The organism is Pseudoduganella sp. OTU4001, assembly GCF_038440195.1.
Lineage (GTDB): Bacteria > Pseudomonadota > Gammaproteobacteria > Burkholderiales > Burkholderiaceae_D > Rugamonas.
The window spans coordinates 85,487-108,721 of record NZ_JASATG010000008.1 but is presented as its reverse complement, the minus strand read 5'-3'; the positions used below and the strand labels follow the sequence as shown (position 1 = coordinate 108,721).

Annotated in this window: 19 protein-coding genes; 3 read left to right on the top strand and 16 right to left on the bottom strand. The window is 65.6% G+C overall.

Translation table 11 applies throughout. The features are described from left to right. Positions 1-46 precede the first annotated feature (46 nt). Genes AAHE99_RS09920 through queE form a run of 6 tightly spaced genes read right to left on the bottom strand, consistent with a single transcriptional unit; the run spans position 47 to position 4,696 of the window. A complete protein-coding gene (locus AAHE99_RS09920) occupies positions 47-1,321 on the bottom strand; it encodes an NAD(P)/FAD-dependent oxidoreductase (RefSeq protein WP_342116880.1) in 1,275 nt (424 codons plus the stop codon). Further along, entirely contained in the window at positions 1,318-2,223 is a 906-nt protein-coding gene (ldcA, locus tag AAHE99_RS09915; RefSeq protein ID WP_342116879.1) for a muramoyltetrapeptide carboxypeptidase, read from the bottom strand. The genes AAHE99_RS09920 and ldcA overlap by 4 nt, the downstream gene beginning before the upstream one ends. Then, positions 2,220-3,116 (bottom strand): alpha/beta fold hydrolase, encoded by an 897-nt coding sequence (locus tag AAHE99_RS09910; protein WP_342116877.1) that lies wholly within the window; start codon positions 3,114-3,116, stop codon positions 2,220-2,222. The genes ldcA and AAHE99_RS09910 overlap by 4 nt, the downstream gene beginning before the upstream one ends. Positions 3,117-3,156: 40 nt before the next feature. After that, on the bottom strand, positions 3,157-3,609 hold the full coding sequence (gene tadA / locus AAHE99_RS09905; RefSeq protein ID WP_342116876.1) for a tRNA adenosine(34) deaminase TadA: 453 nt from the start codon (positions 3,607-3,609) through the stop codon (positions 3,157-3,159). A 7-nt stretch (positions 3,610-3,616) separates the two neighbouring features. Then, positions 3,617-4,060 carry a 6-carboxytetrahydropterin synthase QueD gene (gene queD, locus AAHE99_RS09900; RefSeq protein WP_342116875.1) on the bottom strand — a complete coding sequence of 148 codons (444 nt, stop codon included), beginning with the start codon at positions 4,058-4,060 and terminating at the stop codon, positions 3,617-3,619. Between the two features lie 3 nt (positions 4,061-4,063). Next, positions 4,064-4,696, bottom strand: coding sequence for a 7-carboxy-7-deazaguanine synthase (gene queE, locus AAHE99_RS09895; protein WP_342116873.1), 633 nt, complete (start codon positions 4,694-4,696; stop codon positions 4,064-4,066). 142 nt (positions 4,697-4,838) lie between these two features. Between queE and AAHE99_RS09890 the strand changes: the two genes are divergently transcribed. Beyond that, on the top strand, positions 4,839-5,831 hold the full coding sequence (locus AAHE99_RS09890) for a sensor domain-containing diguanylate cyclase (protein ID WP_342116872.1): 993 nt from the start codon (positions 4,839-4,841) through the stop codon (positions 5,829-5,831). Here the strand turns inward: AAHE99_RS09890 and AAHE99_RS09885 are convergent. The 8 genes from AAHE99_RS09885 to AAHE99_RS09850 form a co-directional block, all read right to left on the bottom strand. Beyond that, the gene (locus tag AAHE99_RS09885) at positions 5,809-7,527 is read right to left on the bottom strand and encodes a DUF4214 domain-containing protein (protein ID WP_342116870.1); all 1,719 of its coding nucleotides are present in this window, start codon (positions 7,525-7,527) and stop codon (positions 5,809-5,811) included. The genes AAHE99_RS09890 and AAHE99_RS09885 overlap by 23 nt on opposite strands. Positions 7,528-7,563: 36 nt before the next feature. Beyond that, entirely contained in the window at positions 7,564-8,499 is a 936-nt protein-coding gene (locus AAHE99_RS09880) for a diguanylate cyclase domain-containing protein (protein WP_342116868.1), read from the bottom strand. Then, positions 8,481-12,887: a PAS domain S-box protein gene (locus AAHE99_RS09875; RefSeq protein ID WP_342116867.1), complete on the bottom strand. Its 4,407-nt coding sequence runs from the start codon at positions 12,885-12,887 to the stop codon at positions 8,481-8,483. Before AAHE99_RS09875 ends, AAHE99_RS09880 begins: the two co-directional genes overlap by 19 nt. A gap of 92 nt (positions 12,888-12,979) precedes the next feature. Continuing rightward, entirely contained in the window at positions 12,980-13,162 is a 183-nt protein-coding gene (locus tag AAHE99_RS09870; RefSeq protein ID WP_342116866.1) for a hypothetical protein, read from the bottom strand. Between the two features lie 151 nt (positions 13,163-13,313). Then, the gene (locus AAHE99_RS09865) at positions 13,314-14,303 is read right to left on the bottom strand and encodes a response regulator (RefSeq protein WP_342116864.1); all 990 of its coding nucleotides are present in this window, start codon (positions 14,301-14,303) and stop codon (positions 13,314-13,316) included. Beyond that, positions 14,300-15,418: a hybrid sensor histidine kinase/response regulator gene (locus AAHE99_RS09860; RefSeq protein WP_342116862.1), complete on the bottom strand. Its 1,119-nt coding sequence runs from the start codon at positions 15,416-15,418 to the stop codon at positions 14,300-14,302. The genes AAHE99_RS09865 and AAHE99_RS09860 overlap by 4 nt, the downstream gene beginning before the upstream one ends. Continuing rightward, positions 15,415-16,764, bottom strand: a complete 1,350-nt coding sequence (locus AAHE99_RS09855) for a sensor histidine kinase (RefSeq protein WP_342116861.1) — start codon at positions 16,762-16,764, stop codon at positions 15,415-15,417. The genes AAHE99_RS09860 and AAHE99_RS09855 overlap by 4 nt, the downstream gene beginning before the upstream one ends. A gap of 1 nt (position 16,765) precedes the next feature. Next, positions 16,766-18,166, bottom strand: a complete 1,401-nt coding sequence (locus tag AAHE99_RS09850) for a class I SAM-dependent methyltransferase (RefSeq protein ID WP_342116859.1) — start codon at positions 18,164-18,166, stop codon at positions 16,766-16,768. Between the two features lie 277 nt (positions 18,167-18,443). On the opposite strand from AAHE99_RS09850, the gene AAHE99_RS09845 reads away from it, so the two are divergent. Further along, positions 18,444-18,632 carry a hypothetical protein gene (locus AAHE99_RS09845; protein WP_342116857.1) on the top strand — a complete coding sequence of 63 codons (189 nt, stop codon included), beginning with the start codon at positions 18,444-18,446 and terminating at the stop codon, positions 18,630-18,632. Here AAHE99_RS09845 and AAHE99_RS09840 read toward each other — a convergent pair. Then, complete coding sequence (locus AAHE99_RS09840; RefSeq protein WP_342116856.1) at positions 18,612-19,805, bottom strand: glycosyltransferase; 1,194 nt, start codon at positions 19,803-19,805, stop codon at positions 18,612-18,614. The two genes, AAHE99_RS09845 and AAHE99_RS09840, sit on opposite strands and share 21 nt — an antisense overlap. Before the next feature lie 110 nt (positions 19,806-19,915). On the opposite strand from AAHE99_RS09840, the gene AAHE99_RS09835 reads away from it, so the two are divergent. Continuing rightward, on the top strand, positions 19,916-22,312 hold the full coding sequence (locus AAHE99_RS09835) for a diguanylate cyclase domain-containing protein (RefSeq protein WP_342116854.1): 2,397 nt from the start codon (positions 19,916-19,918) through the stop codon (positions 22,310-22,312). Here the strand turns inward: AAHE99_RS09835 and AAHE99_RS09830 are convergent. Continuing rightward, positions 22,287-23,177, bottom strand: a complete 891-nt coding sequence (locus tag AAHE99_RS09830; RefSeq protein ID WP_342116853.1) for a LysR family transcriptional regulator — start codon at positions 23,175-23,177, stop codon at positions 22,287-22,289. The genes AAHE99_RS09835 and AAHE99_RS09830 overlap by 26 nt on opposite strands. Positions 23,178-23,235: the final 58 nt, after the last annotated feature.

The window sequence follows — 23,235 nt, the reverse complement described above, 5'->3', positions numbered from 1 at the left end:
GCCTAGAAGCCGCCTGCGTGTCCGAATGTCAGACATGACCCCGACTTTACTGCCGCATCCAGTCGCGCAGTTCGTAGTACCAGTAAGTAAGCTGGGCGGCCAGCAGGCCGGCGGGTCCGCCGGTGGTGGGGAGGCCCCAGGCCGCGAATTGGTCGACCTTGCTGAGTTCGCCCATCAGGGCGGCGGAGAGGACGTCGCCGGCCAGGCTGGTGGGGCCGACACCGTGGCCACCGAAGCCCATGCCGTACCAGACGCCGTTTGGGAGCTTGCCGAGCTGCGGCATTTTGTGGCGGCCGTAGCTCATCAGGCCGCTCCAGGCGTAATCAACTTTGGCGCCGGCCAGCTGGGGGTAGACCTTCAGCATGTCGGTGTAAAGCAGGCTGGCCACTTCTTCCGGACTACGGGAGCGGATCGAGATGCGGCCGCCCCATAGCAGGCGGCTGTCCTGCAGCGGGCGGTAGTAGTCGAAGGCGAAACGGGTGTCGTAGATGGCGGCGTCGGTGGCCAGGGCCTGCGGCATGCGGTCGCCGAGAGCTTCCGTGACCATGACGTAGGTTGCGATCGGCAGGATGGCGCCGGCCAGCGCGGGATACAGGCGCTCGATATAGCCGCCGCAGCAGACGACGACCTCGTCGCACAGCACATCACCGCCGGCAGTGGCGACACGCCAGCCAGCCGCGTCCCGGCGGGCTTCGATTGCCGTGGCGCGGCTTGCCTCGTGCACGCGTATGCCGCCATCGTGCAGGGCGCGGGCCAGGCCCTGGGCGTACTTCAGCGGGTGGAAGTGGAAGGCGTTTTCTTCGTAAAGCGCGCCGAAATAGCGTTCGCTGCGGGCGCGTTCGGCGAAATCGGCGGGCGAGACGCGCTGCCATTCGACGCCCAGGTGTTCCTGCATGAAGCGCTGGCGCTCATCCAGCACGCTCGGGTCGTCGAACCAGTTGGCAAGGTAGATGCCGCCATGCGTGGCGTCGCAATCGATGCCATAGCGGTCGATACGGCGGCGGATCTGGTCGACCGCGCCGAGCGTGAGCTGGTAGAGGCGCCTGCCCTGCTCCGCGCCGACCGTGGCAAGTAAGGCTTGCTCGTCCAGCGAGTAGCCGCCGAACACGAAGCCGCCGTTGCGGCCGGAGGCGCCGTGGCCGACCTGCTCGGCCTCCAGCAGCACGACATCGCGCTCGCCGTGCTCCATCAGCGACGTGGCGGTAGCCAGGCCGGCGAAACCGGCGCCGATGATGCAGATGCGGGCCTGCTGGCGGCCGGACAGCGCGGCATAGCTGTCGCCGGGCGCGGTGGCGCGGTAGTAGTTCTCCGCGCCGTTCATGGCAAAGTCGGGTAGCCGCTGACAGTCAGGTCGAAGCCTTCGGCATCGGAAAGCAGGTGCGCCTGGGCGCCGAACGGCAAGGTGCAGAGGTCTTTGATGTGCCCGAACGGCAAGCCTGTCAGCACCGGCACGGGCACCGTCGCGCGGATAAACGCCAGCATCGCATCGAAATCGTAGCCATTATCGGCAGGCGACAGGCGGTAGCCGGAGAAATCGCCCAATACGATCGCCTTTTGGCGCGCGAGTACCCCGGCAAAATGCAGCTGCAGCAGCATGCGCTCGACGCGGTAAGGATGCTCGCCGATGTCTTCCAGGAACAGGATTCCGCCATCAACCTGCGGCCAGAAAGGCGTGCCGAGCAAATGGTTGACCATCGCCAGGTTGCCGCCCCACAGCGTGCCTTCCACATCCACCAGAGGATTGCCGGCGGCCGTGCCGCGCACCGTATGCGTTGGGCCGCGCAGGCAATCCCAGAATTGCGACATGGTGTATTCGGACGGCTCGTCGCGCGCGAAGTCGCCATTCAACATCGGCCCTGCAAAACTGATCTGGCCTGTGGCCTGGTAAAGCCCCATGTGGAAAGCGGTGATGTCGCTATAACCGACAAACAGCTTGCCGCTATCGGCCATTTTGCGGAAATCGATGCGTGGCAGGATGCGGCTCATGCCGTACTGCCCGCGCAGCATGACCACCAGCTGGCAATCCGGATCGGCGGCAGCGGTGTCCAGCTGCGCCAGGCGCCCGTCATCGGTCGCGGCAAAGCGCTGGAAGATGGCGGAAGAATCGTAGTAATTGTGGACGATGCAGCCTTGCGCTTCGAGGCGGGCAATGCCGCGTGCCAGCGCGGCGTCGTCGAGGGCGTAGCCGGCGGGTGCGGCGATGGCAATTCCGATATTTTTCACCCGGCCATATTACTCCGCAGGTGTTGATCGAGCAAGGTTAGCAAACGGCCAACCAGGGCCGGCGGCATGTCGTGGCCCATGCCTTCAATCACCTCCAGCCTTGCGCCCGGAATCTGGCGCGCCGTATCGATGCCGCAAGCGCATGGCACCAGCGGATCGGCGTCGCCATGGATCACCAGCGCGGGGCAGCTGATCTTGCGCAGCAGCGCGCTGCGGTCGCCGGAAGCGGCAATTGCCAGCAGCTGGCGCGCCACGCCGGCGCCATTGACGCTGCGCGCCACGGCATCGCTGGCCATTTGCCGCAGCAACCCTTCCGGAGTTGGGTAAGCGGGACTGCCGATGGTGCGGAACGTGTCGACCAGTTGGTCCACTGCCCTCGCCCGGTGATGGGCGCTGGGCGTACGGCGCAGCAGGATGCGGCGGGCGGCGGGCGTGGGCCCCGGCAGGCCGGGCGCCCCGCTGCTTGACATGATGGAGGTCAGGCTCAGTGTGCGCGCCGGGTAGCGCGCGGCCATGATCTGCGACACCATGCCGCCCATCGACACGCCGACAATATGCGCGGCGGCGACGCCGAGGGCGTCCAGCAGCCCGATCGCATCGCCGGCCATATCGTTCAGGGTGTACGGCGCATTGAGCCGCCAGCCGAACAGGTGGCGCAGGTAGGCCAGCCACAGATTGGGCGCGCCTAGATGGTCAAAGTGGGAGGACAGGCCGGCATCGCGGTTGTCGTAGCGGATCACGCGGTAGCCGCGCTGTACCAGGCCTTCCACAAAATCGTACGGCCAGGAAATCAGCTGCAGGGCCAGACCCATGTTCAGCAGCACAGCCGGGCCGGCCGGGTCGCCGGTGGACTCGTAAGTAAGCGTAATACCGTTTATATCAACGCTGGCCATGGCTCAGCATAGCACCGCAACGTGGGTGCTGCGGCGCGCTTCAGCTGCCGTTGTTTTTGCGCAAAGCGCGGCGTTCGGCGAAGAAGTCCTTCAGCACCTGGCCGCAGTCGTCGGCCAGCAGGCCGCCGGTCACTTCGGCGTGGTGGTTCAGCTGTTCGCTTTCGAATACATTGACAACCGAGCCGCAGGCGCCGGTCTTGGGATCGGTGGCGCCGTAGATGATTTTCGACAGGCGCGCGTGCATCATGGCGCCCGAGCACATCACGCAGGGCTCCAGCGTGACATACAGCTCGCAGCCCGGCAGGCGGTAGTTTCCAAGGGCCTCCGCTGCGGCGCGCATGGCGACGATTTCGGCATGCGCTGTCGGGTCGTGGCGGCCGATCGGCTGGTTGTAGCCGCGGCCGATGATCACGCCATCCTTGACGACGACGGCGCCCACCGGCACTTCGCCTTCAGCCCAGGCGCGACGCGCTTCCAGCAGCGCCTCGCGCATGTACAGCTCATTCGACAATTTCGGCCCAGCAGTTCGGGGTTTCGTGCAGCACCAGCTTGTGCAGGTGCAGGCCGGTGCCGTAGTGGTCCTTGAAGGCGGCCTTCAGGATGTCCCAGGCCACGGCGGCCAGGTTTTCCACGGTCGGGATGCGGTCGATCACCACGGTCTTGTGGTTCGGCAGCGATGCCAGGAACTCCTTGACGGCGGCATCCTTCTCGTACACCAGGAACGCGTGGTCCCAGACGTCGACCAGGTGCTCCTTGGCGATGGTTTTCACGTCGGAGAAGTCCATGATCATGCCGTTGTCGGAATTGCCTTCGGCGTCGATCACCTTGCCGGTCAGGGTGATTTCCAGGGTGTAGCGGTGGCCGTGCAGGTTGCGGCACTGGCTCTTGTGGTCCGGAATACGGTGGCCGGCATCGAATTCCAGCTTACGGGTAATAGTCAGCATTGCTTATGGGATGTTCAACAGTTTATGGGTTTGCAGGCTCAGTTTCCATTTCGGATTGCGCTTGCAGGTTTCGATTGCCAGCGTGGTATTGAAGGCCGCCAGCGGGCCATCCATCGGCTGCACGAAGAAATTCTCGAAATCCAGGCCTTCGTAGGCGGCCAGGTCCTGGTCCTTCTGCGGGATCACGACCTTGATTTCATTGCCTTTGCTGACCACCAGTTTTGAGCCCATTTTCGGGCTGACGCAAACCCAGTCCACGCCGGCCGGCACTTCCATGGTGCCATTGGTTTCAATGGCAATGGTGAAGCCTACCGCGTGCATGGCATCGATCAGGGGCGCATCCAGCTGCAGCAGCGGCTCGCCGCCGGTGAACACCACGTATTTGTGGCTGGCGCCGGCCGGCCACAGGCTGTCGATTTCCTGCGCCAGGGCCTGCGGCGTCGCGAATTTCCCACCGCGCTCGCCGTCGGTGCCCACAAAGTCGGTGTCGCAGAACTGGCAGACCGCACTGGCACGGTCCTGTTCACGCCCGGTCCACAGGTTGCAGCCGGAAAAACGGCAGAACACGGCGGGACGCCCCGCGTGGGCGCCCTCGCCCTGCAGGGTGTAGAAAATTTCCTTGATGCTATAAGTCACAAGCGATTCCAGTGGTCGGCAACCCTACATTATAGCGCGTTTCGCGAAACGAAATAGGTTTGCGCTTGGTCAACATTTGCTTCTTGCGCCAGCGGCACAATCAAGTTCCGGACGCAGTGAAAACTATAAAGGCCGCCGCCAAATGAATAGTCTCCTCAAGATCCAGCATCTGATGGAAGCTCCTACCCCCGACCAGCCGCAAGGCTTCGCCCTAAAGCTGATGGAATTGCTGGTCATTCCCACCTTCGTGCTCGATGCCCAGGGCCGGGTCCTGATCTGGAACCGGGCCTGCGAACGCCTGACCGGGGTCAGTGCCGAAGAGCTGCTGGGCACCAGCGGCCACTGGTGCGCGTTCTACGCGGTGCAGCGCCCCACCCTGGCCGACCTGGTGATTGCCGGGCGCACCGGCGAAATCCTGGACCTGTATGACGGCCAGGCGCACGGCGCGGCCGGCAACCAGGACAACCTGTGCGCGGAAAACTGGTGCGAAATGCCGCGTACCGCTGGGCGCCGCTACCTGGCGGCCGACGCCAGCCCGATCTACGACTGCGACGGACACCTGGTGGCGGTGGTGGAAACCCTGCGTGACCTGACCGAAGAAAAGCAGGCCCAGATCGCATTGGAGCAGCTGGCCACGCGCGACGGCCTGACCGGGCTGGCCAACCGGCGCTGTTTCGACCATACCCTTCACGCGGAGTGGCAGCGCGCCCTGCGCCAGCAGCAACCGCTATCGCTGCTGATGGTGGACGTCGACAATTTCAAGCAATACAACGACTCCTATGGTCACGTCGGAGGCGACGACTGCCTGAAACGCATCGCCACCGCGGTGGCCAGTGAAATGCGCGCCAACGACCTGGTGGCGCGCTACGGAGGGGAGGAATTCGCGGTGATCCTGCCGAACCAGTCGCTGAAAGGCGCTGCCATCGTGGCGGAGCGCATCCGCTGCCGGGTGGAGGCGCTGCGCCTGCCCAACCAGGGCGCACCCAAGCGCTTCGTCACGGTCAGCATCGGCGCCGCCACGGCCATTGCGTCGCACGAGCACCAGCCGGCGCAGCTGGTGGCCACCGCCGACGCGGCGCTATACCGCGCCAAGCATATGGGCCGAAACCGGATCAGCCTGCCTGGTATGGAATGAAGCTGATGCCGTGCTGGATGGCGCCAATGACCTGGGCCTGGTTTTCCGGCGATTCGGAGAATGCCGCCAGCACGGCGCTGCGCGTCACGCCTTCGTCCAGGCGCGCCACCCAGAAGTCGAGGCCGGAGGCATCAGGCGCGCGGTGCAGGGTGTGCTGGTATAGCAGTTCGGCAAACGGCCGGTTGGCCACGCCGCCATAGGTGTTGACGAATTCCGCGCTCTTGATGAAGTGCTCGGCCGCCACCTGCAGCGAAACGCCGCCATCTTCCATGGCCCAGACCCAGAACCCCAGGCCACCCGCGTCGGGCACGCGGTCAAAAGTGGCCTGGTACAGGCGATAAGCCTGGCCGGCGGCGCCCGAGATCTCGAACGAGATGTCGACGTCGCTGAAATGCAGCTTTTCCACGTTCAGCAACTGGTCGATATTGCCGCTGGCCTTATCGGTCACGCTGAAGGTGGCGCCGCTGGCCTGCACGGTGTAGTTGGCGCGCGCGCCGCCCAGTACGACCACGTCGCGCCCGGCGCCGCCATCGAAGAATTCGTAGCCCGACGCCGCATTGAAGCGGTCGACTCCGGCCGTGCCCTGCAGCACGCTGTACAGCGGCAGGTCGCTGGCCTTCATGGTGCGGTCGCTGAATACCAGGGTCTCGATGCCGTCCAGCCGGTCTACGCCCTCGCCCAGCACGGTCACGCCGGCATCGGTGCGCAGCACGTTGTAGCTGGCAAAGGCCTTGCTGAACGTCGCGCTGTCCAGGTCGCCGCCACCGGAAACGACGTCGTTGCCGGCGCCGAGGTAGACCTGGTCCGCGCCGTTGCCGCCCTTGACCACGCTGCCGGTGGCGCCGCTATAGATATTCGAACCATAATTGCCGGCGATGGCGGTGCCGACCGTCACCCCGTAGGCCAGGCCGATATTGCGGTAGCCTGGCGCCGTCTCGCTGAAGCCGCCCGGACGTAAGTCGATGGTGACGCGCGCCGTGCAGGCGGAAAAATCGAAGGTATTGCTGCCGCCCGCATCCCAGATGCAGCGCGGGGCCATGCCGGTGGTAAAGCTGTACACATCGTCGCCGGTACGGTAGGCCATGTTTGCACCATACAGGTACTGGATAGCCTGGATGTCGTACAGCATGGGCGAGATGGCATAGCGCCCGTTCACGCTATGCATCGTCGGATCGTTGTAGGACATCTGCGTGTAGTCGCCATTGTCCTGCGCCGCGGGCAGGTACGGCCCTTCAGCGCCATCGCCGCTGCTGTCGTAATTGCCAGGATGTTTCAATCCAAGCATGTGGCCTGTTTCATGCAGCATCACGGCGGGACCATAGGTGCCGGGCGTATAGATCTGGTTATACGGCGCATCCTTGTCCAGGTACATCTGGGTTTCCGTGGTCCAGCTCTCCGGCAGGTAGGCGTAGCCGCTGCTGTTGCTCTGCTGGTTGGTGCCGAATTGCAGCTGGCCGTTGCTATTGACTTCGACGAACGTGAGGTTGGCGACTTCCGACCACAATTTGAGCGCGTCGCGCACGGCCTGGCTCTGGGCGCTGGTCATGGGTGCGAAACCGCTGCGGTCTTCGTCCGAGGCATCCCCCGGCGGCACCAGCAGGAAACTGAAAGTCAGTGTACGTGGAGTGCCCGGTTCCGGATTCCAGCTGCTGTACACCAGGGCATCAATTGCAATATTACCGGTTACGAAACTCATTGCGCGACGACGGGAATGATGAGGATTGCGGTCATGTTAGCACGGCGTTGACACCGTGGCGACGCTGCCATGCGACGCCACGCCCATAGTGCTGCGGTTGCGCCCTGCGCGTTTGGCTTCATAGAGCGCCTTGTCGGCAACGGCAAGCAACTGCACCGCGGTGTCGTCCAGGCCCGGCACGACGGCGCACAGGCCGACGCTGATGGTCACATTGCGGCCCACTGCGGAAGCTTCGTGCGGCAGCTGCAGGCCTTCGATATGGGAGCAGATCCATTGCCCGTAGCGCAGCACGTCCTCCACCGTGGTATTCGGCAGCAGCACCACAAATTCTTCGCCGCCGTAGCGCGCCACCACTTCACCGGGGCGGCGCGTGCAGTCGGCCAGCGCTTGCGCCACGCGGCGCAGGCAATCGTCACCCATCTGGTGGCCATAATGGTCGTTATACAGCTTGAAATGGTCGACATCGACCAGGGCCACGCCCAGCGAGGCGTGCTGGCGGCGGTGGCGCGCCACCTCGACCGCCATCTGTTCGTCAAATGAGCGCCGGTTGTGCAGGCCGGTCAGGCCGTCGCGGCTGGCCAGGGTGTCCAGACTGGCCAGGGCGGCCTGCAGCCGCAAGTGGGTGCGTACGCGGGCCTGCACCACCGCGCCATTCAGCGGTTTGGTGATGAAGTCGACGGCGCCGGCGTCCAGGCAGGCGATCTCGCTTTCAATGCCGGCGCTGGCGGTGACGAAGATGACCGGGCAGTGCCGCAAATCGGGGTCGCCCATGATGCGCGCGCAAACTTCAAAGCCGTCCATGCTCTTCATCTGCACGTCCAGCAGGATCAGTTGCGGGCGTTCAGCGCGTGCGATTTCGAGGCCCGCCAGGCCGTTGGTGGCGAACAGCACCCGTGCCTGGTCGCGCAACATGGCGCTCAGCAGGCGGATGGTGTCGGCGTGGTCGTCGATAATCAGGATGGTGCTTTCCATGTCTCCTCACTCAGGACTTCCAGTGCTGCAGCGAAGTCCAGTCCTTCAATTGCCGTTTCCAGTTGCGCCACGGCGTTGTCTCCCAGCTGACTGGCCAGGTGCGGCCGCAGCTGGCGGAATTGCGTCAGCGCGTCCAGGTCCTGCCGTTGCAGCATTTCCACCAGGGTGCCGATGGCGCCGGACAAATCCGCTGGGCCTGCATCCTGCGCCGGCTGTTCCAGTTCAAGCCAGCGCGCCGCCGCGCGCAAGGTAGCGTGCAAGGCGCCCTGTGCGCTCTCAAAATACGTCGCGGCGCCGTCCTGGTCGGAACTGCGCAATGCCTGCTCCACAGCCAGCGTGGCGTCGGCGAAATTGCGCGCACCCAGGCTGCCTACGCCGCCACGCAGGGCATGCAGTGCTGCGGCGGCGCCGGCAGCATCGCCGGCCTGCCAGCGGCTGCGCGCGCCTTCGAATTCTCCCTGCGACTGGCGCACCACGCGCGCCACCAGGCCGACGATGTTCTGCCGCTGCGGGCTGTGGCCGATCACGGCCAGCAGCTTGCGCACAGAAAAAACGCCGGGCTGGTGGTCGGCGTCGGCGTCCTGCTCCGGGGCGGCCGCTGGCCCGACGCCGGCGGCATCTGCCACCGGCTGCCGCGCCAGGTGGCTGCTGATGGTGTCCAGCATCTGCACATAATCGACCGGCTTGGCGATGAAGCCATCCATGCCGCATTCCATGCATTTGGCCTGCTCGGCTTCCAGCACGCCGGCGCTCATGGCCAGGATCGGAATGCGCAGGCCAAGCTGCTTGCGCAGCGCACGTGTCGCTTCAAAGCCATCCATGATGGGCATCTGCACGTCCATCAGCACCAGGTCGAAAGCCGCGCTATCCGCGCGCACCAGGTCCACCGCCTGCTGGCCATGCTCGGCGACCGTCACCTGCGCCCCGGCCGGTTCCAGCACGCCGCGCGCCACCAGCTGGTTGGTGGCGTTATCTTCCACCAGCAGGATGCGGGCGCCGCGCAAAGCCTCCAACTGCGGTAGCGCCAGCGGCGCGGCATTGGACGGCACCCTTTGCTGGCGCAGCCCTTGCAGCAGCAGGCGCAAAGCGCCCGGCAGCACGGGCTTGGCCAGGGCAGCGTCTTCGCCCGCGCGCGGGGCGCGTTCAAGGCTGTTGTTCAGTGCCACCAGGGCCATGCCGTCGTAAGCGGCGCCGCCTTCCGCATCGAGCAGGTCCGAATCCACCAGCGCCACATCCCAGCCGCCTCCGCCATCGGCCGGTGCGGCTGCATGGGCGTCCACCGTACAGCCCCAACGCCGCAGCAGGCTCTCCAGGTAGCGCAGGGTGGGAATATGGTCGTCCACCAGCAGCACCCGCAACCCGGCCAGCGCGCCGCCGGCACCCTCTTCCTCGCGCTGGCGCATAGCCAGCCGCAACGGGACCGACACCACGAACTCGCTGCCGCGGCCAGGTTCGCTGCTGACGGTGATGGTGCCGCCCATCAGCTCCACCAGCTGCTGCGAAATCGACAGCCCCAGCCCGGTACCGCCGAAGCGGCGCGCCGTCGAACTGTCCGCTTGTTCGAATGGATTGAACAGGCGCCCCAGCTGCTCGCTGCTCATGCCGATGCCGCTGTCGCGCACCGTCAGTTGCAGGATTTCCATGGAGCTGCCCGGCGCGCTGGCGCCGATGTGCACGCACACCTCGCCTTCGGCGGTGAACTTGATGGCATTGCCGACCAGGTTCAGCGCCACCTGGCGCAGGCGCTGCACGTCGCCCACCAAGCCTTGCGGCATGCCCGGCTCCAGCGTCAGCAGCAGGTCAAGCCGCTTGCCGACGCTGGCCGACTGCATGGCGCCGGCAATGCCTTCAGCCAGTTCGTCGAGCTGGAACGGCGCGGCCACCACGGCCAGCTTGCCGGCTTCGATCTTGGACAGGTCGAGGATGTCGTTGACCAATGCCAGCAAGGCGCTGCCGGAGGCGCGGATCAGGCGCACATACTCCTGCTGCTCGGCCGTCAGCGGCGTGCGGTCCAGCAGCTGGCCAATGCCCAGCACCGCATTCATCGGGGTACGGATCTCATGGCTCATATTGGCCAGGAAGGCGCTCTTCGCCCGGCTGATCTCCTGCTGCTGCAACTCGGCCCGCTTGCGTGCCGTGATGTCGAGCGCCATGACGTGGAAGCCCCGCACCTCGCCATTGGCGCCCAGGTCCGGGATGTAATCGGTCATGAAGTGGCGCGGCCAGCCGGCCCGGTCAGTGTCGACTTCGAAGTGCACGCGCTCACCGCGCAATGCGGCCGCCACATAGCCCTGCACCTGACCGTACACGGTTGCACCCAGCACTTGCTCGATGCTGCGTCCGATCATGCTGGCGGGGTCGACGCCCATCATGGTCTGGTAGCTGCGGTTGGCGAAACGGTAGATTTCATTGCGGTCGACATAGCCGATGGCCGCGGGGTTGTTGTCGGCCACCGCGCGCAGGAAGCGCTCCTTATCAGCTACCGCCAGCTTGGCCTCTTCCAGCGCCGAAACGTCGGCCATCGCCACCACCGCGCCCAGGCGGCTGCCGTCGGCGCCGGCCAGGGCGCTGGCGTTGCACAGCAAATGGCGCTCGCTGCCATCGACCGCCACGATGCGCAGTTCCTCGCCCTGCACATGCTCGCCGCGCAAGGCGCGCCGCAGCAGCGATTCTTCGCCCGGCTGGGTGGCGCCGTCCGGCAACGCACGCGCGGCGCGGTTGGACAGGGTCGCTTCGCCATCGGGCCCGCAAGCCATGACCGCGACTTCAATGGTTTCCAGGACGGTCGACAGCAGGCGGCGTTCCGCCTCCAGTTCCTGCTCGATGCGGCGGCGCTGCGAGATGTCGCTGACGAACACGGCAAAGGACTGCACATCGTCGATATCCAGCTGGCCCAGCGTCATTTCGGCATCAAAGCGCGCACCGTCGCGGCGCCAGCCCGTCAGCGTCACGCGCTGGCCGCCGGCGGCCTTGGCCAGTCCCGCCAATTGGGCCACGCTGGCCTGCAGCAGCTGGTCGATATGCTTGCCCAGCACTTCGCCGCGCTGCCAGCCAAATACCTGGGCCGCGCGTGGGTTCCAATCGGTGATGCCGCCCTCGCTGCCGAAAGCGACAAAGGCGTCCTGGCTGGCGTCCAGGATGGTCAGCATGCGCTGTTCGCTGGCGCGCACGATAGCCAGCGTGCGCTCCAGGTCGGCCGTGCGGTCGGCCACGTTGCGTTCCAGTTCCAGGTTGGCTTGCCGCAGCTGCTGCTCCTTGCCTTGCAGCCGCTGCAGGATGGCGTTGAAAGCGCCGCGCAGGGTTTCAAGCTCGGCAAAGCTGCCGGCCACCGGCGGCAAGCTGGTGGCGCGGCCCTGCTCCACTTCGCGCGCGGCCTGCGCGCTGTGCAGCAGCGGGCGCGTAACACGGCGCGCGGCGCGCCAGCCGATCAGGGAAAACAGCAGCGCCACGGCCAGGCCGGACAGCGCCACGGTAGTCTGCAAGCGCCGCACCGGCGCAAACGCCACCGCTGCCGGCTGGCGCGTGATGATGACCCAGCCCAGGCCCGGATAGCCATCGGCGCCATGGGTCCGGGCATAACCCACCAGGTAATCGCGGCCGTCGGCCCAGCGCTCCTCCATAAAGCCGGACGACTGGCCGCGCGCCTGCGCCTGGCTGGCGGGGGCCGCCTGCTGGTCCAGCAAGGCATCCGGTCCGAACAGCACCTTGCCGTCGCGCGAGACGATCAGGGTGTCCGTGGCCGCGCCCTGCGCCGTGCTATCGAACAGGCCCTGGACCTGGCGCGCCCAGTTCCAGCTCAGGTGGGCGCCCAGCACGCCGGCCGGCTTGCCCTGCGCATCGAAATAGGGAAACGCCAGGTCGACAAAGCGCATCGGCGTATTGCCATTCGACGGCAGCAACCGGGCCAGCAGCTTGGCGGCATGCACGTCGTGCACGTATACCCCTTTTGGCGCATCGGCCCACCAGTCGCGCGCCGAAACATCGACGCCTTCCAGCAGGCCGCCGCTACTGACCAGCACCTTGCCGGCGTTGTCGGTCAGGCCGATCCAGGCATACAGGGGATAAGTGCGCTGGAGCTCTTCCAGAATCTGGCGACGCTGCGCCGGCGTCTGGTCGCGCGCGGTGAATTCGCTGCGCCGCGCCAGCAGCTGGACCTCGCGGTAGCGTTCGAACATGGTGGCGTCGAGCTGGCCGGCGGCATGGCGCGCGCGCTGGGCCAGGCCCTGGCCAATGGTGCGCTTCAACTCATCGGTCGCCACGACGCCGAGGATCACCACCAGCAGCGCAGTCAATAGCAGCGAGCTAGCGGCTAGAAGCAGGGACAGCAGGGAACCAAGGCCGATACGGTGTCGTAACGATGTACTCGCGACCTCGACTTGCTCAGGCATGGTGGCTCCGGTTTTCCGATGCCCAAGTATAACCGACAATGTAACGTAATGTTGCTAGAAAGATCTTTTATGCGGCCAGGACGCACCTCCCATTAATGAACTTTCCGGCCGGCGCGCGACTTCTGCGCCTTGGTCTCGCCGTGCTGGCGGCGCTGCTTGTTGACGATGCGGGCCGCAACCTCTTCCTCGCGGCCCGGATAGCGGTGCTCTTCCTTGAACTCCTCCTTGAGTTCCTGGTACTCGCGTTCGCGTTTAGGGCTGGCTCCTCGTGGCATGGCGTCCTCCATTTTTCGGGTCCTGCGGCCATGCTAGCGGAGCTGCGTCGAACACAGCGCACATTAAATCGTGTCAACTTAACTACATTATCGACAGGCAAGGGCCATCGCTGTGCTACTGCGCGGATGGACGCGCAGGAAGGGCGCTAACTCAGAACTGCTCGACCCAGGCCGCCAGCTGCGACGGCGTCAGCGCGGCGTCGGCCTGCACCATGCGGCACTCGACGGCGCCGGGACCGGTCGCCATCTGCATGGCGGCGCCGCGCTTGCCCATCCACAGCAGGCAGGCCAGCCAGAACGCGTGCTGCGAGGAGACCGGCGCGCTGGTTGGGGTTTCCAGGAACTCGGTCAGTTGCGAGGCCTGCAGGAACTGGGCGCTAGCCGGGCCGGTGGAACGGAAAGTCGGACCGAAAATCTCCGCCAGCAGGGCGAAGGCGTGCGCCGGATCGGCGTCGCTATAGCGCTGTTCCAGATCGTTCAGGTGGTCGCGCACCGCGCAGCCGAAAGCGGCGCTGCGGAAGGCTTCGGAGCTGATCAGGTCCGAGTGGTCCAGCATCAGCCAGTCCGGTTCGGGCGGTGTCATGCCGGCGCTCAGGGCGCCCGCCAGGTAGCTTTCGACCGGTACGAAGGATGCGCCGCCCGCCAGGCTGGCCGACAGGGTGTACAGGGTGCCGATGCGGCTGGCCACGGCCTGCTTCTGGCGCACCAGCAGCTTTTCGCGCAGCAGCTGCGAGTGTTCCTTTTGCAGCTTGGCCAGGGACAGCGCCTGTTTCAGCTCCATGCGCAGGGCGGCAATGTCCCACGGTTTCTGGATGTAGCGGTGGATCTGGCCCTGGTTGACGGCGTCCACGGTGTGCTCCAGCTCCGAGTAGGCGGTAGTCAGGATGCGCACGATGTGCGGGTAGCGGTCCCACGCGTAAAACAGCAGTTCATTGCCGTAAGCGCCGGGCATGCGCTGGTCCGACACCAGCACCGCGATTTCGTCGGCGTGTTCGTCGAGCATGCGCTTGCCCTCTTCCACCGACTCGGCCACGTAGACCGGCGCCAGCGAACCTAATGCGCGCTGGAAGTACTTGAGGGCGGTAGCCTCGTCGTCCACATACAGGATCGCCGGGGCTTGCTTGATCGCTTGTTCTGTCATGCTCGTTCCTTCTCTAAATCCGGGAAATTCATAGTGACGGTCGTGGAGCAACCCTGCTCGGACTGCACCCGCAGATGGCCGCCGAACGATTGCATCACGCGGTTGCAGAAGATCAGGCCCCAGCCGCTGCCGCCTTCGCTGCCATGCATCGACACAGGGTCCAGCAGCAGGCGGTTGAGCAGCGCTGGCGCGATGCCGGGACCGTTGTCTTCCACGATGATGTAGGGGCGGTCTGCCACGCCCACGGTAATCCTGATACGGGGTCCAGGATGGTCTTGCAGCGCACGCAGCGCATTGTTCAATAGCGATGACAGCACCAGGGCCACGCAGTTGGGCGAGGCGCGCACGGTAAAGTCGTCCTGCACGTCGACGCTGATGATCTCGCGCTGGCCGGGCGCCAATGGATACAGGCCAAGCAAGGCGTTGACCATCTGCTGCGCACTGCCGCTGGCCAGGCGCGCCGCCGGCACGACATTGGCGCGCTGCACCGACTCGACGAATGAAGACAGCACCGACAGGCAATAGCGCGCATTGTCGTTCATATGCGCCGCCGCATTGCCGATATCGGCCTTCAGCGGCAGGCCGTTGTCCGGACCCTGGCCGTTGACGCGGCGCTGGATATTGCGCGCGAAATTGGCGATGGTGGCCAGCGGGGTGTTCAGTTCGTGCGCCAGGAATGCCACGGTTTCCTCGATCGCCAGCAGGCTTTGGCGGCGCATGGCGCGTTCACGGGCACTGGCGCTGGCCAGGTGCAGGGCGTCGCGCATGGTGGCCGTATCGAGCGGTTTTTCCAGGATGCGGAAGATATCGCCGCCGTTGATGGTCTCCAGCAGCACTTCCTTGTCGGCGTAAGCCGTCACAAGGATGCGCACCAGGTGCGGATAATCGCGCTCCACCTGGCGCAGCAGGTCGCCGCCGACGCGGCCCGGCATGCGGTAATCCGTCACCAGCACGTCGATATCGCTGTCCGGCTGGCGCAGGATTTCCAGCGCCTCGTCCACGCCCGGCGCGGTCAGCACGGTAAAGTCGTTTTCCACGGCGCGCGCAAAATACTTGCGCGCCATTTCCTCGTCGTCCACATACAGGACGGTGGCAAGCTGGCCACGATCGTTCATTTCTCGCCTCCGGTCACGCGCGGCAGGTCAAAGGTAAATCTGGTCCACTGGCCCGGCACGCTTTCCACCGCCAGCAGACCGCCGTGGCGCTGGATCACGCTGTAGCAAATGCTCAGGCCCAGGCCCAGGCCCTGCCCCACTTCACGCGTGGTGAAGAAGGGTTCGAACACGCGGCCGATATTTTCGGGGGCGATGCCGGGGCCGTTGTCGCGCACCGTAATCAGCAGGCGCTCGCCGCGGGTCTCGGCATAGATGTCGATGGTCGGCGTGGCCGTGGCGCCCTTGCGCATGGCCAGCGCCGCATTGCTCAGCAGGTTGATCAGCACGCCGATGATGGCCGCCTCGTCGCCGCGAACCAAAGTGTCCGCCTGCAGGTGGCGCTGCACGGCAATGCCCTTGATCTCGTGCCCCACCAGGCGCACCGCCGACTCCAGCGCGCGCTCGAACAGGAACTGCGCGCTTTCATGGTCGGTACCCGACTTGCGGTAGGCGAAAGTCTTCAGGTCGGACACGATGTACTGCACGCGCTGCATGCCCTGCTTGGCGTCGACCAGGCACTCCTTCAGCACTTCGTTGCCCTTGGCGGCCGGTTCCTCCATCGCGATATCGATCGCCATCATGCAGAAATTGACCGGGTTGTTCACCTCATGCAGCAGGCCCGCGGCCAGGGTGCCCAGCGCCGCCATTTTCTCCTGCTGCAGCATCTGGCCCTTGATCTCGGCCAGGCTGCGGTTATTCGATTCCAGCTCGCGATTCTTCTGCGCCACTTCTTCCTTCAGCGCGTGCAGCTGGCGCCGCGCGCGCTCGTTGTAGATGGTGTAGACCGTGCTGGCCGCCACCGAGAACAGGATGATGGTCGAGTGGAAAACAAAAGCGCCGACGTCGCCAATGCCGCCCGGCCGCGTAAAACAGGCCAGGAAATAGACAGCCAAGGTGAACACGCCAAAGCCCAGGGTATACAGATAGCCGACCGGGAACAGCGTCCCCACCGCGAACATGGTGAGGATGATGCCGGCGTAGAACAGCGACGCTTCGCCCTGGGTGGCGTGGATCATCCAGGCGATCATCAGCTGCGGGAACGTCAGCCAGATAAAGGTAACCAGGTGCACATAGCGCCGGCCATACTGGGTGTACAGCAGGCCGAGCGCCGCCAGGATGGCGAGGCTGGTCAGCACGCGCACGGCGGCGAAGTGCGCCACCTGCTCCGGATAGAGTGCGAAGTCGAGCACCGTGCCAAGCAGCACCAGCACCAGCACGGTGACGGCGCAGGCGCGGCTCGAAATCAGGTGGTAGGCGCTCAGCTCCCGCTCATAGGAGCTGCCCGTTTGCATAACCATGGTATTCATCTCACAGCACCGCGTTGACCGTGGTTTCGGCAAACACGTTGACGCCGGTCGGGTCGGTGTAGATGCTGGTGCCGCTGCAGCGCTCCGGCAGGATCGACTGCATGCGCGTCTCGTCGCGGTAAATCAGGTACCACTCCAGGATGTGCTCCATGCTGAAGCGCTCGGGATTGCTGGTGTGGACATTGGTCACCAGCAGCTTGCCGCCGGCGCGCGTGCGCGAAGCGAAATAGGCATTCAGGCGGGCGCACACTTTGTCCGACAGGTAGTCGAACAGGCCGGCGCAATACACGGCGTCGAATTCGGCGCCGGTGCCGCCGGGCGCGTCGGGACGGCGCTTCAGCAGCTGGTGCACGGAATCGTGCACATACTCGATCGCGCCGGGGCGGCCGCTGCGGCGCTGGATCGCGTCCAGCGTGCCGCGCGTCCATTCCAGCGTCTCTTCGCTGAAGTCGACCAGCTGGAACGACAGCAGCGACGGCTCCTCCGCCGTTTCCAGGAAGCGCTGGATTTCCTGCGCCGGGCCGCAGCCGACATTCAGCACGCGCAACGGCCGCTGCAACCGTTTGGCCTCGGCCGCCAGCCGGTGCAGGTAGTCGACCAGGATATCGATACGGTGGCGGTGCGCGGTCGCGACTGCCGTATTCAGGAAGGCCGTGTTGACGATCTGGAAGTAGGTGCTCGGGCCCTCGCGCGGGTCGCCCAGGATCTGGTTCACCATCTGGTAGTCGCCGGCATAGCCGAGCGGCTTGGTGAAGGTGCGGAATACGAAAGGCGCGCGCAGGATCAGTGGATGCAGTGCGCCCTGCGCAAAGGCGCGGTGCGCCGACGATTCCTCCTCGCTGATTTGCGAGGCCTGGAAATTGATTTCGTCGAAGAAGGTCTTGGTCTTGCGCATCAGCGGCGCCGCCAGCTCGAAGAAATAATCGGCGCGCAGGCGCGTGTCCTCGCGCGGCAGCGCGTCGGACAAGTCGACCTGCTCCAGCCAGCGCGACACATCAGTCAGGAAAGAACGGGTTTCGTTGACGGCAATCTGGTAATCGCGGCGGATGCGGAAGCGGTCATCCCAGTCCAGCACGAACTTGCTGGCCTCGCGGCCGACCGCGCCCGGCTGCAGCACGGTTTCGCTCAGCTCGCGCCACTCGTCGATCAGGGTCACCGACACCACCGCCGTCAGGCCGGTGTTGACCATGCTGATCACCACCGCCTTGCCGACGTAGGCATTGACGGTGCCCATGCGCACGGTCAGTTCGCGCAGCACTTCGCTGACCTGCACAATGGAATAAGGGTTATAGACTTCCATCACCAGCGACTTGCGCTGGAGATTCACAATGGTGCCGCGCGCCGCTTCACCTTGCGTGTTCAGGAAACTGACAACTGGATCGATTTGCGCCTGTGAATACACTGTGCGGAACTTAAATGGTTGCCGTGGATTAATAGAGTGTACGCAACTGTAGCGGAATTCGCAATGTTTCCACTCATGGAATATTTTTTCCTATACACTCCATTAATTGCCATAGAAACAGCACCATTTAATCTTCCGACAACAATGAACGACGAGAATAAAGACGCGCAGCAACATGCCGTCGGCCTGTTCCGGCTGATTGAAGAGCAAAAGTTAACTGCCGCACTGACACGACAGCTGCCCCAGATCAAACTGGACGGGAGTTTTGGAGAATCAGATGGAGCAGCTCAGCACACCCCCGACGCCCGCCGAACTGGAACGGGCTGAATTCCATGAACGCTTTGCGCGCAGTTTTTCCGATGCCCGTTTCGACGGCTTGCGCGACGCGGTCGCCGCGCTGGAAGAACTCGCCTGGCGCCAGTATTGCGAACAGCGCCACAGCGCCCTAGGACTTCGACACCACTGATTCCAGGCGCGCCACCAGGCGCCCGGCCATTTGCCCATGCGAGAAGCCGGCATAGCGCGTGGCCGCATTGCGCGCCGCCATCAGGGTGCGGCCATCCATCAGGAGGCTGCGCACCACGCTGCGCCAATCGACCGCGCCCGGCATGCGCCCGCCATTGATCGCCACCCCCGCCGCCTCCAGCCGCTGCGCCAGCAGATAACGCTCCAGCTGGGTCGGCAGCAGCAGCATGGGCACGGCCGCCAGCATGGCGTGGGTTACCGTGCCCTCGCCCGCCTGGTTGACGCACAGGCGCGCTTCGGACAAGGCCGCCGCCATATCGACCGGGCCGCGGGCCCAGGCCAGGCTGGTGGCGTGCACCGGCGGCACCGCACCCGCCGCCACCTCGGGCTGGTAGCACAACACGCGGCAGCCTTCCATCACCAGCGCGTGCAGCACGGCGACGTGGGCCGGGTGTTCCTGGCGCAGGTAGACATAGACTTTGTGGCCGTGGCCCGGCGGCCATTGCGGCGCCTCGCCCGGCGGCATGACAAAGGCCGGGCCGAGCCACTCTTCGGCTTCGGGCGCGCGGCCGTAATGGTCCAGCTCCGGCCAGGCGCACAACAGGTGCTGCCGCCCCAGCAAGGCGTCGGCCGCTTGCAGGTAGGGCACCCCGCCGTAATGCACCAGCACGGTATTCATCACTTTCAGCACATGCAGCTCGGCCTGCGCCAGGCGCGCCAGGTCGACCGCTTCCCACGGCCGGAAGTTCGGCAGGGGCTGGCCGGCCGGCGGCAGGGTAAACGCGGCGCCGATGGCCACGCCCGGGATATCCAGGCTGCGCGCCGCCAGCAGGGCCGTGGGGGCGAATTCGGCCACCAGGACGTCTGGTTTCAGCAACTCCAGCAAGGCGCGCCAGCCGCGCACCAGGCTGTCCAGCGCCTGCGCCTCATGGTAGCCGGAAGCCAGCATGATCTCGGCCAGGCTGGCGGCATTGTGGCCGCTGGCCTGCAGCCACAGCGGCGCCTGCAGCAGCGCCACGTCCAGGTCGCCCAGCACGCGGCGCGCCTGCGCCAGGTCGCGCACTGCCAGACTGGCCGTGTGGCCACGCGCCAGCAAGGCCTGGGCCAGCACCCGCAGCCGTCCCGCATGGGCGGGATCGCCGCCTAATTCCCACGCCAGGTGAAAGTGCGCCATAGATCAGTTCACCTGGCCAATCGTCATTGCAATTTTCACATTATTTCCAGTTAGCTGCCTTGGTTGGATTTTAGAACACACCGGCAAACAGGTGTGCAATACTAGGCCGCATGGCCTCCTCCCCACTGCTGCCACAGAGCTTGCGCGCGCGCATGACCTGCGTGGTGGTGTCGTTCGTGCTGGCCGCCACCATCGTGGTGACGTGGCTGGCGCTGTCGATGGCCGAACGCGATATGAAGAGCGTGATCGGCCAACAACAATTCAGCATGCTGTCGCTGGCCGCCGCCCATATCGACGAACAGCTGGCCACCAAGCGCCTGCTGCTGGCCTCCATTGCGGAGGCGGTGCCGGCCGGCGAGCGCAGCGGCGCCGCGATCCGCGCCGCCATGGACCGCTATGCCTCGGCCGCGTCGGAGTTTGCCAACGTGGCGGCGTTCGACGCCAGCGGCCAATACCTGAGCAGCCTGCGCCCGCCCAACCAGCCCAATCCCAACGTGGCCGACCGCGCCTACTTCGAACAAACCATGGCGCAAAAGCGCGGCCTGATTTCGCCGCCGGTGCGCGGGCGCGTGACCAACCTGCCGGTGGTGGTGCTGACCCACCCCATCATCGACAGCGGCGGCGATGTGCAGGCCGTGCTGGTGGCCAGCATCGATTTGCTGAACTCCGACTTCTTCCACCACTTCAACACCATGAAGCCCGGTAAGACCGGCTATATGTTCATCATGACCACCGAAGGCATCCTGGTGAACCACCCGAACAAGGGCCGCCTGCTCGAACATATCAACGCGCGGCCCGGCGTCAACCTCGGCACCCAGCGCGCGCTGGCCGGCTTCGAAGGCTGGATGGAGGCGACCAACAAGGATGGCGTCGATGGTATCTATTCCTACAAGCGCCTGAACGCCACCAACTGGATTGTCGCCGTGCGCTACCCGACCGACGAGGCATTCGCCCCGATGGCCCAGATGCGCCAGCAGGCGGTGCTGGCCGCGACCTTGTTTGCCGGCGTGGCCGGGCTGCTGAGCTGGTGGATGATCAACCTGCTGCTCAACCCGCTGCAACGGCTGCGCGCCAACCTGCAGGCGATCCGCAGCCGCGGCGGCGATATCGAAATGCTGCGCAGCGGTGCGCGCGACGAGATTGGCGAACTCAGTGAAGCCTTGTATGAATTGACGGCCGAGCGCCAGGCCGCGCAGGAACGCCTGGTCGACAGCGAACGGCGGGCGCGCGTCATCGCCGACAATATCCCGGCCCTGGTGGCCTATATCGACCGCGACCTGCGCTACCGCTTCACCAACGAACACTACCATTTCCTGCTGGGCCAGGATCCGCGCGCCATGATCGGCAAGCGCATCGACGAAGTGTTCGGCCCGGCCATGCTGGCGCGCTGGAAGCCGTGCATCGAAGCAGTGCTGGCCGGCCGCCGCATCCACGTCGAACACGCCGGCGAGGAGATGGAGCGCTACCTGCACCTGATGGCCGAACTGGTACCCGACACCGCCCCCGACGGCAGCGTGCTGGGCTTTTACCTGATGTGCACCGACATCACCGAACGCAAGACCGCCGAGCTGGCGCAAGCGGCCAGCGAACAGCGCCTGCGCCTGATCGCCGACCATTTGCCGGTCCTGGTCAGCGCCGTCGACCGCGAGCACGTGCTGCAATTCGGGAATGCCACCTACCGCCGCTGGCTGGACCTGGACCCGGACAGCCTGGCCGGGCGGCCCATCGCCAGCGTGATGGGGGCCGCCGCTTACAGCCTGGCGGGGCCGGCGCTCGAACGCGCCTTCCGTGGCGAAGTGACGGAATACGAATCGGGCGCACGCCTGCATGGCGAGCCGCGCGTGCTGGAAACCACCCTGGTGCCCGATGTGCGCAAGGATGGCAGCGTGCCCTTTGTATATGCCCTGACCAGCGACGTGACGCGCAGCCGCGAAGTGGAAGCGGAACTGCTGCGCCAGGCGCGGCGCGATCCGCTGACCGGCATCCCCAACCGGCGCCAGTTCGAGGAAGTGCTGGACCAGGCCATCGAACGGGTACGGCGCCAGGACAGCCAGATGGCGCTGGCCTATCTCGATATCGACAACTTCAAGCACATCAACGACAGCATGGGCCATGGCGCCGGCGACGAGGTTCTGAAGGAATTCGCGCTGCGCCTGACCGGCCATGTGCGCGCCACCGACACCGCGGCGCGCCTGGCCGGCGACGAATTCGTGATCATCTTCGAAAATATCCGCCAGCCGGAGGAAGTGCAGCTGCTGGCGGAAAAGGTGATGGCGGCGGTAGCGCCCGACTTCTGCGTGCTGGGCGCGCCGCTGCGCGTGACCACCAGCATCGGGGTCGCCCTGTATGCCGGCGGCACCGAAACGGCGGGCGGACTGATTGGGCGCGCCGATATGGCGCTGTACGACACCAAGCGGCGCGGCCGCAACGGCTTTACCATCGACAGCGGGCGCGGTTTGCCCGAAACCGGACCGGCCAGCCTTACGCCTGGCGCAGCAGTTCGATAAAGCGGCGGCCGGCCGGGCCTGGCGGCGCATCCTTGCGCCAGCTGGCGTACATCGAAAAAGCCATGCCCAGCACCGCGCTGGCTTCCATCTGCAATTCCACCAGGGTGCCGGCCGCCAGGTCGGCTTCCACCATATGGCGCGGCATGCCGCCAAAACCCAGACCCGCACGCAGGAAAGCGTGCTTGGCGCCCAGGTCGGCCAGGCGCCAGCCCTGCGGGTTGAGCACGCCGAACTGGCGCCCTTCGGTCAGGGCGGAGCGGTCGGTCAGGATCAGCTGCACATGCTTGGCGGCCTCGCGCCGCGCAATCGGCGGCGGCACTGCGGCCAGCGGATGGCCGGCGGCCGCCACCGCCACCAGCGGCACTTCGAACAGGAAATCGGTCTCGCACTCGGGCGGCACTTCGGGATAGGAGCCGATCACGGCCAGGCGGCATTTGCCGGCCAAGAGCGGCTGCACCACCGCGCCCAGTACTTCCACGTCCAGCCGCAGCGGCGTGGCCGGGAATTCCTGGTGGAAGGCGCGCACCGCCTCGGTCAGGCGCGCGATCGGGTACATCACGTCGACCGCCACCGACAGCTCGGGCTCCAGGCCCTCGGCCAGGGTACGGGCGCGCGCCTTGAAGCTGTCCATGCTGCCGGCCGCGGCGCGTGCGCTATCCAGCAAGGCGCGGCCCTGCTCGGTCAGGCGCGGATAGCGCCCGCTACGGTCGAACAGGGGGAAGCCGACCTGGGCTTCCAGGTTGGCCAGGGTCTGGCTCACCACCGACTGGGCGCGGCGCAGCTTGCGGCCGGCGGCTGAAAAACTGCCCTCTTCGGCCGCCGCGATAAAGGTGCGCAACTGGTCGATCGACATGCCGTCCAACATGGCCGCTTTCCTGTAGTGGTTGCAAGGCGCCCGATTCTACACGAGGTGTAAGACTGCT

Bases quoted from the DNA above. Each gene is read 5' to 3' on its own strand.
- AAHE99_RS09835 (WP_342116854.1), top strand. From the start codon at position 19,916: ATGGCCTCCTCCCCACTGCTGCCACAGAGCTTGCGCGCGCGCATGACC.
- AAHE99_RS09865 (WP_342116864.1), bottom strand. From the start codon at position 14,303: ATGACAGAACAAGCGATCAAGCAAGCCCCGGCGATCCTGTATGTGGAC.
- AAHE99_RS09855 (WP_342116861.1), bottom strand. From the start codon at position 16,764: ATGAATACCATGGTTATGCAAACGGGCAGCTCCTATGAGCGGGAGCTG.
- AAHE99_RS09875 (WP_342116867.1), bottom strand. From the start codon at position 12,887: ATGCCTGAGCAAGTCGAGGTCGCGAGTACATCGTTACGACACCGTATC.
- AAHE99_RS09910 (WP_342116877.1), bottom strand. From the start codon at position 3,116: ATGGCCAGCGTTGATATAAACGGTATTACGCTTACTTACGAGTCCACC.
- AAHE99_RS09890 (WP_342116872.1), top strand. From the start codon at position 4,839: ATGAATAGTCTCCTCAAGATCCAGCATCTGATGGAAGCTCCTACCCCC.
- AAHE99_RS09845 (WP_342116857.1), top strand. From the start codon at position 18,444: ATGGAGCAGCTCAGCACACCCCCGACGCCCGCCGAACTGGAACGGGCT.
- AAHE99_RS09860 (WP_342116862.1), bottom strand. From the start codon at position 15,418: ATGAACGATCGTGGCCAGCTTGCCACCGTCCTGTATGTGGACGACGAG.
- AAHE99_RS09830 (WP_342116853.1), bottom strand. From the start codon at position 23,177: ATGTTGGACGGCATGTCGATCGACCAGTTGCGCACCTTTATCGCGGCG.
- AAHE99_RS09880 (WP_342116868.1), bottom strand. From the start codon at position 8,499: ATGGAAAGCACCATCCTGATTATCGACGACCACGCCGACACCATCCGC.
- tadA (WP_342116876.1), bottom strand. From the start codon at position 3,609: ATGCGCGAGGCGCTGCTGGAAGCGCGTCGCGCCTGGGCTGAAGGCGAA.
- AAHE99_RS09920 (WP_342116880.1), bottom strand. From the start codon at position 1,321: ATGAACGGCGCGGAGAACTACTACCGCGCCACCGCGCCCGGCGACAGC.
- AAHE99_RS09885 (WP_342116870.1), bottom strand. From the start codon at position 7,527: ATGAGTTTCGTAACCGGTAATATTGCAATTGATGCCCTGGTGTACAGC.
- AAHE99_RS09870 (WP_342116866.1), bottom strand. From the start codon at position 13,162: ATGCCACGAGGAGCCAGCCCTAAACGCGAACGCGAGTACCAGGAACTC.
- AAHE99_RS09840 (WP_342116856.1), bottom strand. From the start codon at position 19,805: ATGGCGCACTTTCACCTGGCGTGGGAATTAGGCGGCGATCCCGCCCAT.
- queD (WP_342116875.1), bottom strand. From the start codon at position 4,060: ATGCTGACTATTACCCGTAAGCTGGAATTCGATGCCGGCCACCGTATT.